Origin of the sequence: Dermacoccus nishinomiyaensis, assembly GCF_900447535.1 — a bacterium.
In the GTDB taxonomy this organism is placed as follows: Bacteria; Actinomycetota; Actinomycetes; order Actinomycetales; family Dermatophilaceae; genus Dermacoccus; species Dermacoccus nishinomiyaensis.
Genome location: NZ_UFXX01000001.1, coordinates 1,268,523 through 1,283,310 on the forward strand (window position 1 = coordinate 1,268,523; position 14,788 = coordinate 1,283,310).

Consider the following 14,788-nt stretch of genomic DNA (forward strand, 5'->3'; position numbering starts at 1 on the left):
TGCGGCCCTTTGTGTTCACTCCCCGACCTTAGGCAGCGACGCGCCGCGGCCGCCGTGATGTTCGTGACGCGAGAAGCGACGCGCACTCACGCCCGCGCAGCACCCGTCGAGCAGTTTCATGATCGGCGCTCCACGGCACGAACCCGCACACCGCCGGCGATCAATCGGCGAATGAGCTCAGTGGCGCGCACGGGCAGCGCGCCACCCGCGACCAACGCGTCGTACATGCGCTCCGGCACGTCGTAGTGGTCGACGTCGAACGCAGCATCCGGAACGCCATGATCGTGCGCGAACGCGTGCAGCTCGTCGAGCGAGCTGTCGGAGACGAGATGCGAGAACACCGTGCCCCACGCGGGCCACATCGGCGGGTCGATGAGGATGGCCACCGTCCCATCATCGCGGTTGGCCGGGCACATCGCCACCGTCCCCGCCGCAGGCGACCGACCTGGCGAGGCGGCCGGACGATCAGCGCGTCGTCTGCTCCGGTTCTGCGTAGTCGCTCGTGCGCTCGCCCAGCTCGATCATCCCGTCGCGCTCACGCACGGCCCAGGTGCCGAGACGGACGGCGCGGTCGGCGACGTCCTCGCCCGTCCGCACGTCGAAGGCCTGCTTGTACAGCGGCGACTGGATGACGTCGTACGTCTCACCGTCCAGAGTGCGCGTCCCGACGACGCCGCGGGCGATGACGTTCGCGAGGGCGTACGGGTCACGGTGGCCGACGGCGAACACCTCGTCGTTCGCGAGGCGCACGAGGGCGACCTGCGCGCCGTCCGGCGTGAGTGCCGCAACGGCCCGCTCCGGTGTCAGCCGGTCGACGGCGCACAGCGGGGTCCACGAGGTACCGGCCTCGCTAGGTGTGGGGGTTGTCATCCCTGGCCTCCTTGTGCAGCGCCTGCGCCGACGGGGATGCGCTCGCCTGCGATCCGGACGGGACGTCGGTTGGAGTCGATGAGTTCGAGGGTGGCGTCGGCCTTCTCGGCCGGGGTCGCCGGGCGGGGCTGGTCACGTTCCACGACGTAGAGCAGATCGGGGTCGACGTTCGTGTCGTCGTTGACGAAGGCCGTGAACCGGGCGAGCTTCTCAGGGTCCTCCAGGACGTCGCGCCACTCGTCGGAGTAGGCGTTGACGTGACGTGCCATCATCGCGTCGAGGTCGGCGCAGATGCCCAGCGCGTCGTCCATGATCACCTCGCGCAGGTGCTCGGCGCCGCCCTCGAGCTCGGCGAGCCACGGCGCGGTGCGCTGCAGCCGCTCGGCTGTCGAGATGTAGAACATGAAGAACCTGTCGATGGTGCGGATCAGTTCTTCTTCGTCGAGGTCCTCAGCGAGCAACTGCGCGTGCACCGGCTTGAAGCCACCGTTACCCCCGACGTAGAGGTTCCACCCGTTCTCCGTCGCGATGATGCCGGCGTCCTTGCCGCGCGCCTCGGCGCACTCGCGCGCGCACCCGGAGACACCCATCTTGAGTTTGTGCGGGCTGCGCAGCCCCTTGTACCGGGTCTCGAGGTCGATCGCGAGACGGACGGAGTCGCGCACGCCGAAGCGGCACCAGGTCTGCCCGACGCACGACTTCACCGCACGCAAGCTCTTGCCGTATGCCTGGCCGCATTCGAAGCCCGCGTCGAGCAACTCGCGCCAGATGGCGGGGAGCTGGTCGATGCGGGCACCGAACATGTCGATGCGCTGGGCGCCGGTGATCTTCGTGTAGAGGCCGTACTTCTCGGCGATCTGCCCGATCGCGACGAGACCCGACGGCGTCACCTCACCACCCGGGATGCGCGGCACGACCGAGTACGTACCGTCCTTCTGCATGTTGGCGAGGACGTGATCGTTCGTGTCCTGCATCGTCGCCTGCTGACCGTCGAGCACGTGGCCGTTCTCGAGACTGGCGAGGATGTTGGCGATCGTCGGCTTGCACACGTCACAGCCACGCCCGGCGCCGAAACGCTCGATGACGTCGTCGAAGGACGTGAGCTTCGCGACCTTGATCGCGTTGAACAGCTGGCTTCGTGACAATGGCATGTGCTCGCACAACGACCTGTCGACCTCGATACCGGCCTTCGCCTGCTCGACCTCGACGAGCTTGATGACGAGCGGCAGGCATGATCCGCACGAGGTCCCTGCCTTGGTGCAGGTCTTGATGTCCGAGACCGTCGTGGCACCGTCCGCGAACGCCGCACGGATCTGGCCCGCACTCACGTTGTTGCACGAGCAGACGCCCGCGTCGTCGGGCAGTTCGAGGTTGATCTCGGCCTTCGCGCCGCGTTCGTCCTCGGGGATGACGAAGGCGCTCGGCGCTGCGAGGTCGTGGCCGACCATCGCCCGCAGGCTCGGGAACGCGCTCGCATCACCGACGAGCACTCCGCCGAGGAGGGTGTGTCCGTCATCGGCGACGACGAGCTTGCGGTACCAGCCGGTCATGGCATCCGAGTAGACGACCTCGCGCGCGCCGGGCGTCGCGGCGAACGCGTCGCCGAAGCTCGCGACGTCGACGCCCATGAGCTTGAGCTTCGTCGAGGAATCGGCGCCGTCGAAGTCCGGCGCTTCGCCGAGCAGATGCGCAGCGGCGATCTCGGCCATCGTGTACCCGGGTGCGACGAGGCCCCACACCTCCCCCTGGATGCACGCGACCTCACCGATCGCGTGGATGGCCGGGTCCGTCGTGGCGCAGTGGGTGTCGACGAGGACGCCGCCGCGAGGCCCGAGCTCGAGGCCCGCGGCACGCGCGAGTTCGTCGCGAGGACGGATGCCCGTGGCGAAGACGACGACGTCCACGTCGTCCCGCTCGCCACTCGCGTAGTCCATCGAGGCGACGCGACCGTCGTCGCCCGCGTTGATGCGTGCCGTGGCGGTCGAGGTGCGCACGTGCACGCCGGTGCCTTCGATGATGCGCTTGAGATCCTCGCCGCCTCCCGCGTCGACCTGCATGGGCATGAGGCGGTCAGCGAACTCGACGACCGTCGTAACCGCTCCCATCGCCTGCAGCGCGCCACCGGCCTCGAGGCCGAGCAGACCACCTCCGATGACGGCGCCGCGCACCTGCCGCTCGGGGTGGCGTCCGGCCGTGTCCGAGACGTAGCGCCGAAGCGCCTCGACATCGTCGAGGGTGCGGTAGACGAAACAACCCGTGACGTCGCGCCCCTCGATGGGCGGCACTGCGGCGTGCGAGCCCGTTGCCAGGATGAGGGCGTCGTAGGAGATGTGCTCGCCGCCCTCCGTCTCGACGGCTCGCGCGTCTCGGTCGATGCCGGTGACGAGCGTGCCCGTGCGCAACGTCACCCGTTCGTCGTCCCAGACACTCTCGTCGAGCAGCAGATCTGACGCGGTGGAGCCCGAGAAGAAGCTCGTCAGATGCACCCGGTCGTACGGCGCGAACGGCTCGTCACCGATGACCGTTAGCGAGACGCGGCGCGCGTCGTCCTTCGCGAGGAGCGTCTCGGCGAACTTGTGGGCCACCATCCCCGCGCCGATGACGACGACGTGGGTGGGTCTGTCTTGGCGCATGCTTCCTCCGGAACGGGTCGTGTCATCCCACCGTACGAGCGCACCGGGACGTCGGCGAAGGGGCCATGGTCCCGATTCACCGGGTGTTCACCTGCAGCGGTGTCCAGCTCCGTGGCGACGGGCGCGCACCCCTGAGGCACAGACGAACGAGCCGCCACCGGTGACGGTGACGGCTCGTTCGCGCACAGCCAAGAGGCGCGGCGTGACAGACGCTCAGGCGAGGCCGAGATCTTCCATCGAGAAGGCGCTGACGTAGGTGAGGCCCTCGGCCTCGATCTTCTCCTGCGCACCGGTGGCACGGTCGGCGATGGTCGCGACGCCGACGACCTCGGCGCCCTCCTCACGGCACGCGGCGACGGCTTCCAACGGCGAGGCACCCGTCGTCGTCGTGTCCTCGACGACGAGCACGCGACGACCCTTGATCGAGGGGCCCTCGATGCGCTGCTGCAGGCCGTGCGCCTTGCCGGCCTTGCGGACGACGAACGCGTCGACCTGCTCCCCCGCAGCAGCCGCAGCGTGCAGCATCGACGTCGCGACGGGGTCAGCACCAAGCGTCAGACCGCCGACGGCGACGTAGTCGAAGTCCCTCGTCAGATCGCGCATGACGCGTCCGACGAGCGGCGCAGCCTCGCCGGAGAGAGAGATGCGACGCAGATCGACGTAGTAGTCGGCCTCCTTGCCGCTGCTCAACGTCACCTTGCCGTGCACGATGGCGTTGTCCTTGATGAGTTGCAGCAGGCGGGCGCGGTCTTCGGCGATGTTCGTCATGCCGTCCATTCTATTTGGCGGGGGTTCCTCAGTCGCGCGGCCGATGACGGTTGCTCAAAGCGCCCGCGCGCACGATGGAGCGCGGCACGTGGCGCAGCAACTGCGTCGCGACCTTGTACTGCTTCCCCGGCACCGAGATGACGCGGCCGGCGTCGACGTCGGCGAGGCAGTCGCGCACGAGGCGGTCGGCGTCGAGCCAGAGTCGCTTGCCGATGGCCGAGGTCTTGTCGACGTCGATGTCGGCGCTCGCGTGGAAGTCGGTGTGGGTGAAACCTGGGCACAGCGCGGTCACCGTGACGCCCGTGCCCGCGAGCTGGCCGGCGAGCGACTCGCTGAACACGGTGACATACGACTTCGCCGCCGAGTAGGTGCCGCTCGCCATGAACCCCGCGACCGACGAGACGTTGATGATCGCGCCCCGCCCCCGCTCACGCATCGCGCGGCCTGCGGCGTGGCTGAGCACGACGACGGCCTTGACCATGACGTCAACGGAGGCGATCTCCTTCTCGACGTCGGTGTCGAGGAACGCCGTCTTGAGCCCGAAGCCGGCGTTGTTGACGAGCACCTCGATGGGGTCGCTCGCCTGCGCGACACGCTCGGCGACGCGCTTGAGATCGTCAGCGTTGGCGAGGTCGGCCGCGAGGACCTCGGCGTGCACGCGGTAGCGCTTCTCGAGGTGTGCCTTGAGCTCCTCGAGCCGGTCGGCGCGCCGCGCGACCAGGACGACGTTGTCGCCGCGCGCCGCCAGCTGCTCGCAGAACTCCTTGCCGATGCCGGCGCTCGCGCCGGTGACCAGTGCCCATTTCGTCATGCTCACCACTGTGCCACTCGTCGCCGACAACCGCAGGATCCCGCTGGTTTCGAGGGTTGTCGCAGGGCCCGTCTAGGGTTGAGGCATGCGAATCGCCACGTGGAACGTCAACTCCATCCGCACCCGCGTCGACCGCGTCATCGCCTTCCTCGAACGTGGTGACGTCGACGTGCTCGCCATGCAGGAGACGAAGTGCAAGGACGAGCAGTTCCCCATGGCCCGCTTCGAGGAAGCCGGGTACGAGGTCGCCCATCACGGGCTGAACCAGTGGAACGGTGTCGCGATCGCCTCGCGCGTCGGCCTCGAGGACGTGCAGATCGGCTTCGAGGACATGCCCGGCTTCGGCGACCCCATCGCGGCGGAGGCCCGCGCCATCGCCGCCACGTGCGACGGGGTGCGCATGTGGTCGCTCTACGTGCCGAACGGTCGCGAGATCGGCCACCCGCACTACGAGTACAAGCTCGACTGGCTCGCCGCGCTGCGCGCCGACGGCGAGAAGTGGCTCACCGAGAACCCCGAGGCGCAGATCGCGCTGACGGGTGACTGGAACATCGCGCCGAGAGACGAAGACGTCTGGGATCCGGCGTTCTTCGAGGGCAAGACGCACGTGACGCAACCCGAGCGTGACGCGTTCCAGGCGATGATCGACACAGGCTACGCCGACGTGGTGCGCCCGCACACGAACGAGCCGCGCACCTACACGTACTGGGATTACACGCAGCTGCGTTTCCCCAAGAAGCAGGGCATGCGCATCGACTTCGCCCTGTGCTCCCCCGCCCTCGCCGGGCGCGTCCAGGGCGCCGTCATCGACCGCGACGAGCGCAAGGGCAAGGGTGCGAGCGACCACGCGCCCGTCATCGTGCAGCTCGACTGACAGCGTCTTGACTGACGAGTCGGCTGGCAGCGTGACGGCGCACGGTGCGATCAGCCGAGCCCAGCTGCGTCAGTCCGTGTCGTTCGAGTCAGTCCTGCGTGACGCAACCGGCACTGACTGACGCAGTGGCGGCGCGAGCAGCGCCATCACGCGCCGTCGGCTGTGTCGGTGCGCGATGGCGGCGGTCGGCCCCGTTAGGTTGGTGCGGTGAGCACTGTGGCAGAGGTGGACGTCGTCGTCGTCGGCACCGGTTTCTCCGGGATCGGCATGGCCGTGGCGCTGCAGGACGCCGGCCGCAGCTTCGTCATCCTCGAGAAGGCCGACGAGATCGGTGGCACGTGGCGTGACAACCGTTATCCCGGTGTTGCCTGCGATGTGCCGAGCCACCTGTACTCGTTCAGCTTCGAGCTCAACCCGTACTGGTCGCACACCTATTCGCGCGGTGACGTCATCCAGGACTATCTGCTCGCCGTCGTCGAGAAGTACGAGCTGCGCGAGCACATCCGCTTCGACACGGCGCTGCACGCCGCCGACTTCGACGAGTCGAGCGGCGTGTGGACGATCGCGACGCACTCCTCGGACGGTTCGACGCACACCGTCACCGCCCGCGCACTCGTGCTCGGCGTCGGTGCGCTGCACCTGCCGCACATCCCCCTCATCGACGGGCTGCACACGTTCGCCGGCGAACTCATCCACACCGCAGCCTGGCCTCGCGACAGTTCGATGTTCGGCCGCCGCGTCGGCATCATCGGCACGGGCGCCTCGGCTGTGCAGTGCATCCCGGCGCTCGCCGAGGACGCCGAGCACCTCACCGTCTTCCAGCGCAGCGCACCGTGGATCATGCCGCAGCGCAACAGCGAGTACTCCGACGCGACGATCGACCGCTTCCGGCGTCACCCCGCGCTCATGCGGGCCCATCGGGCTGCACTGCGCCGACGCAACGACCTGCCTGCCGTCGCGTTCGACAGCCAGCCGCGGCTGCTCGAACTCGCCTCCCGCGAGGCCCGACGGCACCTGGCCAACCAGATCAAGGATCCGCAGCTGCGCGAGAAGCTGACCCCCACCTACACGATGGGGTGCAAGCGCGTCCTGCTGTCCGACACGTACTACCCTGCCCTCGCGCGCGCCGACGTCGACGTCGTGACCGACGACGTCGTGGGCGTGACGCCCGACGGCGTCGTCACCGCCGACGGAACCCTGCACGAGGTTGACGCCCTCGTGCTGGCCACCGGCTTCGACCCCCGCGGCTCGTACGCCCACCTCGACATCACCGGGCGTGACGGCCGCTCGTTCGCCGAGGAATGGCAGAACGGTGTCGAGTCCTATCTCGGCGTGACGATGGCCGACTTCCCCAACCTCTTCATGCTGCTGGGGCCCAACACGGGCCTGGGGCACACGAGCGTCGTGCTCATGATCGAAGCGCAGATCGCCCACGTCATGACGCTGCTCGACGAACGCGATCGCCGAGGCGCCCACGCCGTCGAGGTGCGCCCCGAACTCGTGCCCGCCTTCACGCGTGAGATGCGCGAACGCAGCGGTCGCTCGGTGTGGACGCAGGGCGGCTGCACCTCCTGGTACCTCGATGACGACGGCGAGAACCGCACCCTGTGGCCCGGCGGGGTCGGCGAATACGAACGGCGCCTCACCGAGCCGTCGGCCGTCGACTTCCTCTTCACCTGAGCACACCGGCGAGCCGGCCGGAGTCGTTCGCCTTACCTGCGCTCCCGCGCCTTGTCATGCGCGAACGAGAGCCCGGCTACCGTCGCCCGATGCCGGCGAGTTGCGCCTGACGATGGCGCTCCCGATGAGTCATCCGCGCGAGGACGAGTTGCTCAGGCGTCCGACGGTTCTTGGCCTGCTGGAACGAGACGGCGTAGATGAGCGGGCCCACGACGGGCAGGACGCCGACGAGCAGGGCCCAGCGGTACATGGCGTCCTCGGTGTCGGCGACGAGACTCGGCCACTTCTTGAGGCTGCGGGTCGCCACGATGGCACCGGTGAGCCACAGCGCCGGGGCGACGACGAAGAGCAGGACGGCGACGACGACGAACCAGTGGATGAACGTCGCGAGCGCCTCCGCGTTGGGATCGTCCGCGACCGCGAGCACACCGTGAGTTGCGAAGATAGTCATGCGTCGACGGTAGGCATGTCACGGGGTGTGCCGTCGGCGCCGGCCGCAAACCCTGTGGACGAGGGTGCAGGACGGCCGCGGAAGGCCGCGCAGCCGTCATCGTCCACAGCCGTCGGCGCCCCTGCGTCACCCCACGGGGTTGCCGGGGCGCCCCCGGCGCGGCTCAGCTGACGACGTCGCCGGGGTCGATCTGCTCCCCCGGCTTCACGACATCGCGCACGGTGGCACCCGCGCCGATGACGGCGATGTCCGCGTCGCGCGCCGCGGTGGCGGCAGGGGCTGAGCCGACGCGCGCTCCTCGGCGCACCGCGACGTCGACGTCGACGATCGCGGTGCGCACCTCGGCACCCTTCTCGATGACCGTGCCGTCGAGCACCACGGCATCCTCGACGACGGCCCCCGCGCGCACGATCACGCCGGGCCCGAGCACCGAGCGGCGCACGGTGCCGGCGATGTCGCACCCTGGCGACAGGTAGGACGCGTCGACGACGGCCCCTTCGCGCACGCGCGCCGCGCACTTGTTCGTCGCGAGGGTGCGCATTGGCCACGCCTCGTCGTCGAAGATCGGCACGTCACCACGCACGAGGTCGCGGTGAGCGCGCAGGTAGGTCTCGGGCCGGCCCATGTCCATCCAGTACGCCTCGAGCGCGTGGGTGCGCACACGTCCACGCGCGACGAGCGTCGGGATGAGGTGCTCGGCGAAGTCGCCGAGGCCGGTGTCGTCCTCGTCGTCGGCTTCAGGGCGCGTCGCCTTCTCGGCTTCGTCGAGGGCGTCGAGCAGCGCTGCCGTGCGGTAGATGAAGACCTCCGCGGAGATCGTTCCGTGGGCCGGGTCCTCGGGCTTCTCGTCGATGCGGGTGACCTTGCCGGTGGCGTCGCTCGTCACGACAGCCTTGTTCGACGCCTCCGTCACGGGCACCTCGGTGGTGACGATGGTGAGGTCGGCGCCCTTGGCGAGGTGAGCGGCGACGACGTCCCGCAGGTCGAGCGTGAACACCTGATCGGCGCTCAGCACGACGGTCACGTCAGCGTTCTCGTCGGCGATCTGATGACGGATGCGGTACAGGTCGTCCGCGTTGCCGGTGGCGAACCCACCCGTGCGCGCGGCGTCGATCTCCTCGGGCACGATGCGGCGGAAACCGCCGTCGTTGCGGTCCAGATCCCAGGGGCGTCCGTGCTGCAGGTGCTTGTCGAGCGTGCCCGCGCGGTACTGCACGGAAACCCAGACGCTGGAGATGCCCGAGTTGACGAGGTTCGACATGGCGATGTCGACGAGCTGGTGCGTGCCGCCGAACGGCAGCGCCGGTTTCGCGCGGTGCGTGGTGAGCACACCCATCCGTGAGCCCTTACCTCCGGCCTGGACGATGGCGAGCACGCGCGGAGCGTCGGTCAGGGGCATGTGAGCGGCCATGCCGCCATCCTGCCAAGGCGACCTCCCCGCGTCGAGCCGGCGTCGCATCCTGTGTTCATGACCGCCCCGCCGCACACCCCGCACCGGGCACCTCGCGTCTCACGCGGGAAACTCATGCCTCCCGTCGTGGGGCGTCAGCGCTCAGCGCCTCGAGGGTGCCGGTGCCGTCATCAGCCGCGCCGGTGAAGCCGAGCTGACGCCATGCCTCATACGCGACGACGGCGACCGCGTTGCCGAGGTTGAGGCTGCGGTTGTCGGGGCGCATGGGGATGCGCAGTCGCTCGTCAGCGCTGAACGTCGCGAGGAGATAGTCAGGCAATCCTGTTGCCTCGCAACCGAAGACGAGGACGTCGTCGTCACGGTAGTCGACGGCGTCGTACCGTCGCCGGGCACGCGCCGTCAGCGCGAGCCACCGCCCGGGGCAAGCGGCGCGGGCCGCGTCGACGTCCGCGTGCACGTGGACGTCGGCCAACTCGTGGTAGTCGAGCCCGCCGCGGCGCAGCAGGCGGGCGTCCATCGAGAAACCGAGCGGTTCGACGAGGTGCAGGCTCGCGCCGACGTTCGCGGCGAGGCGGATGATGTTGCCGGTGTTGGGCGCGATCTGCGGCGCGACGAGGACGATCTGCACGCCCGCGAACCTACCAGCGTCACGTCATGTACTGCGGCGCCTCTTCGCGCAGGTCGATCTTGCGGATCTTGCCCGTCACCGTCATCGGAAATTCATCCATGACGCGCACGTAGCGCGGCACCTTGTAGTGGGCGAGCTTGCCGTCGCAGTAGGCGCGCAGCGATTCGACCGTCAGCGGCTCCGCGCCGTCGACCATCCGGACGCATGCCATGAGTTCCTCGCCGTACTTCTCGTCGGGCACGCCGATGACCTGTGCGTCGACGATGTCGGGGTGGTTGTAGAGGAACTCCTCGATTTCTCGCGGGTAGATGTTCTCGCCGCCGCGGATGACCATGTCCTTGATGCGCCCCGTGATCGCGACGTACCCGTCGTCGTCCATGGCGGCGATGTCGCCTGTGTGCATCCAGCCGTCGACGATGGCTTCGGCGCTCTTGTCGCCCTGGTTCCAATAGCCGAGCATGACCGAGTACCCCTTGGTGCACAGCTCACCCGGCTCGCCGCGCTTGACGGGCTCGTACGTGACGGGGTCGACGACCATGACCTCGAGGTGCGGGCCGACGCGCCCGACCGTCTGCGTGCGCTGCTCGACGGTGTCGTTCTTGCGTGTCTGCAACGACACGGGCGAGGTCTCCGTCATGCCGTAGCAGATGGAGACCTCCTCCATATGCATGCGCTCCATGACCTGACGCATGGTGTGCTCGGGGCATGGCGAGCCGGCCATGATGCCGGTGCGCAGGCTCGTCAGGTCGTAGCGGTCGAAGTCGGGCAGCGCGAGTTCGGCGATGAACATGGTCGGCACGCCGTAGAGGCTCGTACACCGTTCGTCTACCACGGTCTGCAGGGTGAGGGCGGCGTCGAAGCCGGGCGCGGGGATGACCATCGTCGCGCCGTGCGAGGTGCAGGCGAGGTTGCCCATGACCATGCCGAAGCAGTGGTAGAACGGCACGGGGATGCAGACGCGGTCCTCGGCTGTGTACGAACAGAGTTCGCCGACGAAGAAGCCGTTGTTGAGGATGTTTCGGTGACTCAGCGTCGCGCCCTTGGGGAAGCCGGTCGTGCCGCTCGTGTACTGGATGTTGATGGCGTCGGTGTTCTTCAACGTCTTCTGGACGGCGGCGAGGCGCTCGCGTCCGCCCTCCGCGGCGAGAGCCTTCGCGCCCGCGTCGGCGAGGTCGCTCCACGACGTCTCGCCGATGAGAACGACGCGCGCGAGGTCGGGGCACTCGCCGCGCACCTGCTCGATCATGCGCGCGTAGTTGCTCGTCTTGAACTTCGGGGCGGCGATCAGTGTCGTGATGCCGGCCTGGCCCAGCACGTACTTGATTTCGTGGCTGCGGTAGGCGGGGTTGATGTTGACGAGGATGGCGCCGATCTTGGCCGTCGCGTACTGGGTGAGCGTCCACTCGGGGCAGTTGGGTGCCCAGATGCCGACGCGGTCGCCCGTCGCGACGCCGGCGTCGAGCAGGGCCAGGGCAAGTGCGTCGACGTCGTGGAGGAACTGCGTGTACGTCCAGCGACGGCCGCTCGCCACGTCGACGAGCGCCTCACGATCGGGATGTGCAGCGACGGTCGCGTCGAGGTTGTCGCCGATCGTCTGCTCGATCAGAGGCGATTCGGGCGCCCCACGCGTGTGGCTGAGCGTCGGGTCGAGGTCGTTCTCGAGGGTGTCGGTGGCGGACATCGGCTCTCCTCCGGTCGCGTCATCCGTGACTCACATCACAGGATTTCAGTGAACCACATCACACCGTCTCGGTTAATGGTTCTTAACTGAATTTCTCGACGGGCGGAACGACCCGGCTTCACCCAGCAGGGCGCAGCGCCGCGAGCGCCATCGCGCGCAGGACGGCTCGGGTGCGTTCGCGGTGAGCTTCGACCGCGGTCTTCGTCCTGCCGGTCGAGTGCGGCGTCGAGTTGAGCGCGCCGAAGCCGGCGTGGGCCTTGATGCGGGCCTCGTCGTCGCTGAGAGAGGGGTCGACGTCGCGCAGCACACCGACCCAGATCTCGACATATTGGCGCTGCAGCTGCCGCACGTCGCGACGAGCGGCTGCGTCGAGGCTTGCGAGATCGCGGCCCTGCACGCGGATGAGCGCCGGCTTGGTCAGGGAGAAGTCGATGTGGAAGTCGACGAGGTTCTCGAGCGCCTCGTCAGCCGTGGCGGCGTCAGCGACGACGCGCGAACCGTTCTCGAGGAGATACCGGCTGATGCCGACGAGCAGTTCGGCGAGCACCGCTTCCTTGTTCGCGAAGTGGCGGTAGACGGCGGGGCCGCTGATGCCGACCGCGCTGCCCAGGTCTTCGAGACGCACCCCCGCGAGCCCACGCTCGGCGATGAGGCCCGCAGCGGCATCGAGGATCTGCTGACGCCGGGCAGCCTTGCTGCGCTCCCGGGCCGTCAGCTCCGCGCCTGCCGCGACGTCGAGCGCCATGCGAACCCCCGTGGGCGAGAGACAGATACCAACGATTGAGTTAATCACAATGAACTGAGTGTGGTTGACCTCGACGGACTCCTCATGGCGCACCAACGCAGGCAGTCACCCAAAGAAGTCACCTCGCGAACCCCCGCGAAAGATACGAAACCCTCCATCTTGGCCGCATGCGCAATCTGAAGATTTGCTCCGTGGCGGCTGCCCTCGCCCTGTGCGGCTGTTCGTCAGAGGTCAAGAACACGAACGACGCCCCTGGCAGCAACACCCCCGCCTCGTCGGCCTCGTCAGCCGCCGGGGAAGGCACGACACCTCAGACATCCAGCTCAGCGACCTCTACGTCATCTGACGAAGTCAACAGCAAGACCAAGCCCTTCGGATCCACGTTCACGTGGGACGACGGCGTCGCGATCACCATCTCGAAGCCTCAGCCCTTTCAACCGTCTCCCTACGCAGCCTCTGACACCAAGTTCAAGAAGTTCGTCATCGTCGATGTCACGTTGAAGAACGGATCTAAAGAGCCCTACAACGCCATGACGCTCACGACCACAGCCACGAGCGGAGATAAGCAATCCGACGGGGTCTTCGACACCGAGAAGGGCGTTGATCTGCCCACCGCTGACATTCTCCCCGGCAAGACGCTCACTTGGAAGCAGGCCTACGGTGTCGACGCCACGGGCGACCTCGTCATCGCGGTTGAAAACGGCTTTGGCAACGCAAAGGGCTATTACAAATAGGACAGCGCCCCGACGGGGTTGGACAAGATCACTGCGGCGGCGCTGATCATCACGGTACAGCCGCCTCTCATACGGAACTACTGCGGCGCCCCGTGAACTCGGAAGGGGACGGAGGGCCTCAGCGTCCGTTATCCCGGTTCATCCTTAAGCCACCACATCGGCGCAAGCCCCGGACATGAGAGGTCCCTGCCGTGCGTGACGAGTTGGACACAAGCATGACCAGCGAGACTTAAGCCAGGGAACTCAGCCTAAGGTCGATCTATGAACAAGACCAGCCTCCTCGCCCTGACCGCGGTCCTCGCCCTCGCCGGTTGCTCGAGCAACGACACCGACAAGGCCGAGGACGCCGCAACCAGTGCTGCGTCGCAGGCCACGAGCGCGGTGGCGAGCGCAGGCTCCGCAGCATCGAGCGCAGCCGGCGATGCGAGCTCCAAGGCCGTCGGGGCACAGGCCGAGCCGTTCACCATGCCCGACGAGACCGGCAAGACCTTGCAAGCCGCGCAGGACGACGTGCAGCGGGTCTCCGGCAACCCGCTCTACGTCTCGCACTCGGACGACGCGCTCGGCACGAGCCGCCCCCAACTGCTCGACAAGCACTGGAAGGTCTGCTCACAGACCCCTGCGGCCGGAACCGAGGTCAAGGACGGCGTCGACGTGCGGTTCAAGACCGTCAAGCTCGACGAAACCTGCCCCTGACGTAGCGTCGCCGACGCCACACGTTGTCGCGCCTCAGGGGCCTCGCGACGCTCCCTCACACGCGACGCTGGGCGCCGCATGGGCCGACCACCCTCATTGGCTCCGCTCAGACGCCACGACGGGGTGCGCCGGCCGCCACCCCAGGCGCGCGAACGGCTCAGGGTAGGTGATGACGCCGCGCGGTCCGGCGTGTGCCTGGCTTTCAGCGTCACCGTCGCGCCCCCAGCCGTCCGCGAGAGGACGCGCCTGGAAGAACTCACCCCATGACGGGTCTGCGCTGATGCCGAGATCCGCAGCCGGCACGAAACCCAAACGCGCGTGATAGCCCGGCCCACCCAGCAGGACGATGACGCTCGCGCCCGCCTGGCGAGCAGCGCCCAGAGTCGCCCCCATCAACCGTGACCCGATGCCCTGCCCCTGCCTCGACGGCTCGACCGACAACGGCCCCAGCCCGAGCGTCGGCGCCCCGTCGAGGTCACCCCCGGTCGCCATCACGTGCCCGACGATTCTGTCCCCATCGAGTGCGACGAACGCGAACCTCGGGTCGTACGAAGCCGATTCGCGAAGCCAGCCTACGAGCGTCGCCTCACCGGGAGCCCGACGCACCGGCGACGGCATCGACGCCGACGCCAGACTCGACGCCTGCGCCGCGCTCTGGTCGGACGACCCGCAGGCCGCACCCCCGAGCGTCACGACGAGCGTCGCTCCCGCTCCCACAGCCGCCCGTCGCCACGACTGAGCATGATTCGTGAATTCATCCCTGCGAGTCATCAGATCCCCCTGGTCCCCCGCGGCCGTCGCAGCCT

General features: G+C 68.3%; 15 protein-coding genes. 4 read left to right on the forward strand and 11 right to left on the reverse strand.

Going from position 1 to position 14,788, the window contains the following annotated elements; genetic code table 11:
- Positions 1-116 precede the first annotated feature (116 nt).
- The 5 genes from DYE07_RS06000 to DYE07_RS06020 form a co-directional block, all read right to left on the reverse strand.
- A complete protein-coding gene (locus DYE07_RS06000) occupies positions 117-386 on the reverse strand; it encodes a DUF4031 domain-containing protein (protein ID WP_006946225.1) in 270 nt (89 codons plus the stop codon).
- 79 nt (positions 387-465) lie between these two features.
- Complete coding sequence (locus DYE07_RS06005; RefSeq protein WP_074041052.1) at positions 466-870, reverse strand: nitrite reductase (NAD(P)H) small subunit; 405 nt, start codon at positions 868-870, stop codon at positions 466-468.
- On the reverse strand, positions 867-3,503 hold the full coding sequence (gene nirB, locus DYE07_RS06010) for a nitrite reductase large subunit NirB (RefSeq protein WP_115296547.1): 2,637 nt from the start codon (positions 3,501-3,503) through the stop codon (positions 867-869). The genes DYE07_RS06005 and nirB overlap by 4 nt, the downstream gene beginning before the upstream one ends.
- Before the next feature lie 213 nt (positions 3,504-3,716).
- Entirely contained in the window at positions 3,717-4,271 is a 555-nt protein-coding gene (gene pyrE, locus DYE07_RS06015; protein ID WP_062258358.1) for an orotate phosphoribosyltransferase, read from the reverse strand.
- A gap of 28 nt (positions 4,272-4,299) precedes the next feature.
- Positions 4,300-5,082, reverse strand: a complete 783-nt coding sequence (locus tag DYE07_RS06020) for an SDR family NAD(P)-dependent oxidoreductase (RefSeq protein WP_040014821.1) — start codon at positions 5,080-5,082, stop codon at positions 4,300-4,302.
- An 85-nt stretch (positions 5,083-5,167) separates the two neighbouring features.
- Between DYE07_RS06020 and DYE07_RS06025 the strand changes: the two genes are divergently transcribed.
- Both DYE07_RS06025 and DYE07_RS06030 read left to right on the forward strand, forming a co-directional pair.
- On the forward strand, positions 5,168-5,956 hold the full coding sequence (locus tag DYE07_RS06025; RefSeq protein WP_006946080.1) for an exodeoxyribonuclease III: 789 nt from the start codon (positions 5,168-5,170) through the stop codon (positions 5,954-5,956).
- A 207-nt stretch (positions 5,957-6,163) separates the two neighbouring features.
- On the forward strand, positions 6,164-7,636 hold the full coding sequence (locus tag DYE07_RS06030) for a flavin-containing monooxygenase (RefSeq protein WP_006946121.1): 1,473 nt from the start codon (positions 6,164-6,166) through the stop codon (positions 7,634-7,636).
- Between the two features lie 76 nt (positions 7,637-7,712).
- Here DYE07_RS06030 and DYE07_RS06035 read toward each other — a convergent pair whose 3' ends face one another.
- The 5 genes from DYE07_RS06035 to DYE07_RS06055 all read right to left on the reverse strand — a co-directional run bounded on the left by DYE07_RS06035 (position 7,713) and on the right by DYE07_RS06055 (position 12,552).
- A complete protein-coding gene (locus DYE07_RS06035) occupies positions 7,713-8,087 on the reverse strand; it encodes a hypothetical protein (protein ID WP_131940591.1) in 375 nt (124 codons plus the stop codon).
- 163 nt (positions 8,088-8,250) lie between these two features.
- Positions 8,251-9,498 carry a glucose-1-phosphate adenylyltransferase family protein gene (locus tag DYE07_RS06040; protein WP_237723901.1) on the reverse strand — a complete coding sequence of 416 codons (1,248 nt, stop codon included), beginning with the start codon at positions 9,496-9,498 and terminating at the stop codon, positions 8,251-8,253.
- 112 nt (positions 9,499-9,610) lie between these two features.
- Entirely contained in the window at positions 9,611-10,126 is a 516-nt protein-coding gene (locus tag DYE07_RS06045) for a tRNA (cytidine(34)-2'-O)-methyltransferase (protein ID WP_006946097.1), read from the reverse strand.
- 19 nt (positions 10,127-10,145) lie between these two features.
- Entirely contained in the window at positions 10,146-11,807 is a 1,662-nt protein-coding gene (locus tag DYE07_RS06050; protein ID WP_115296548.1) for an AMP-binding protein, read from the reverse strand.
- Between the two features lie 118 nt (positions 11,808-11,925).
- Positions 11,926-12,552 carry an SACE_7040 family transcriptional regulator gene (locus tag DYE07_RS06055; RefSeq protein ID WP_006946248.1) on the reverse strand — a complete coding sequence of 209 codons (627 nt, stop codon included), beginning with the start codon at positions 12,550-12,552 and terminating at the stop codon, positions 11,926-11,928.
- 167 nt (positions 12,553-12,719) lie between these two features.
- Here DYE07_RS06055 and DYE07_RS06060 point away from each other — a divergent pair, with 167 nt between their 5' ends.
- Together DYE07_RS06060 and DYE07_RS06065 are read left to right on the forward strand one after the other, a co-directional pair.
- Positions 12,720-13,286, forward strand: a complete 567-nt coding sequence (locus DYE07_RS06060) for a DUF4352 domain-containing protein (protein WP_115296549.1) — start codon at positions 12,720-12,722, stop codon at positions 13,284-13,286.
- Between the two features lie 261 nt (positions 13,287-13,547).
- Positions 13,548-13,982 (forward strand): PASTA domain-containing protein, encoded by a 435-nt coding sequence (locus DYE07_RS06065; RefSeq protein ID WP_006946077.1) that lies wholly within the window; start codon positions 13,548-13,550, stop codon positions 13,980-13,982.
- Positions 13,983-14,075: 93 nt separating this feature from the next.
- On the opposite strand, the gene DYE07_RS06070 is transcribed toward DYE07_RS06065, so the two are convergent.
- Entirely contained in the window at positions 14,076-14,753 is a 678-nt protein-coding gene (locus DYE07_RS06070; RefSeq protein ID WP_243755061.1) for a GNAT family N-acetyltransferase, read from the reverse strand.
- Between the last annotated feature and the right edge of the window lie 35 nt (positions 14,754-14,788).

Bases quoted from the DNA above. Each gene is read 5' to 3' on its own strand.
- DYE07_RS06005 (WP_074041052.1), bottom strand. From the start codon at position 870: ATGACAACCCCCACACCTAGCGAGGCCGGTACCTCGTGGACCCCGCTG.
- nirB (WP_115296547.1), bottom strand. From the start codon at position 3,503: ATGCGCCAAGACAGACCCACCCACGTCGTCGTCATCGGCGCGGGGATG.
- pyrE (WP_062258358.1), bottom strand. From the start codon at position 4,271: ATGACGAACATCGCCGAAGACCGCGCCCGCCTGCTGCAACTCATCAAG.
- DYE07_RS06020 (WP_040014821.1), bottom strand. From the start codon at position 5,082: ATGACGAAATGGGCACTGGTCACCGGCGCGAGCGCCGGCATCGGCAAG.
- DYE07_RS06025 (WP_006946080.1), top strand. From the start codon at position 5,168: ATGCGAATCGCCACGTGGAACGTCAACTCCATCCGCACCCGCGTCGAC.
- DYE07_RS06035 (WP_131940591.1), bottom strand. From the start codon at position 8,087: ATGACTATCTTCGCAACTCACGGTGTGCTCGCGGTCGCGGACGATCCC.
- DYE07_RS06040 (WP_237723901.1), bottom strand. From the start codon at position 9,498: ATGGCCGCTCACATGCCCCTGACCGACGCTCCGCGCGTGCTCGCCATC.
- DYE07_RS06050 (WP_115296548.1), bottom strand. From the start codon at position 11,807: ATGTCCGCCACCGACACCCTCGAGAACGACCTCGACCCGACGCTCAGC.
- DYE07_RS06055 (WP_006946248.1), bottom strand. From the start codon at position 12,552: ATGGCGCTCGACGTCGCGGCAGGCGCGGAGCTGACGGCCCGGGAGCGC.
- DYE07_RS06060 (WP_115296549.1), top strand. From the start codon at position 12,720: ATGCGCAATCTGAAGATTTGCTCCGTGGCGGCTGCCCTCGCCCTGTGC.
- DYE07_RS06065 (WP_006946077.1), top strand. From the start codon at position 13,548: ATGAACAAGACCAGCCTCCTCGCCCTGACCGCGGTCCTCGCCCTCGCC.
- DYE07_RS06070 (WP_243755061.1), bottom strand. From the start codon at position 14,753: ATGACTCGCAGGGATGAATTCACGAATCATGCTCAGTCGTGGCGACGG.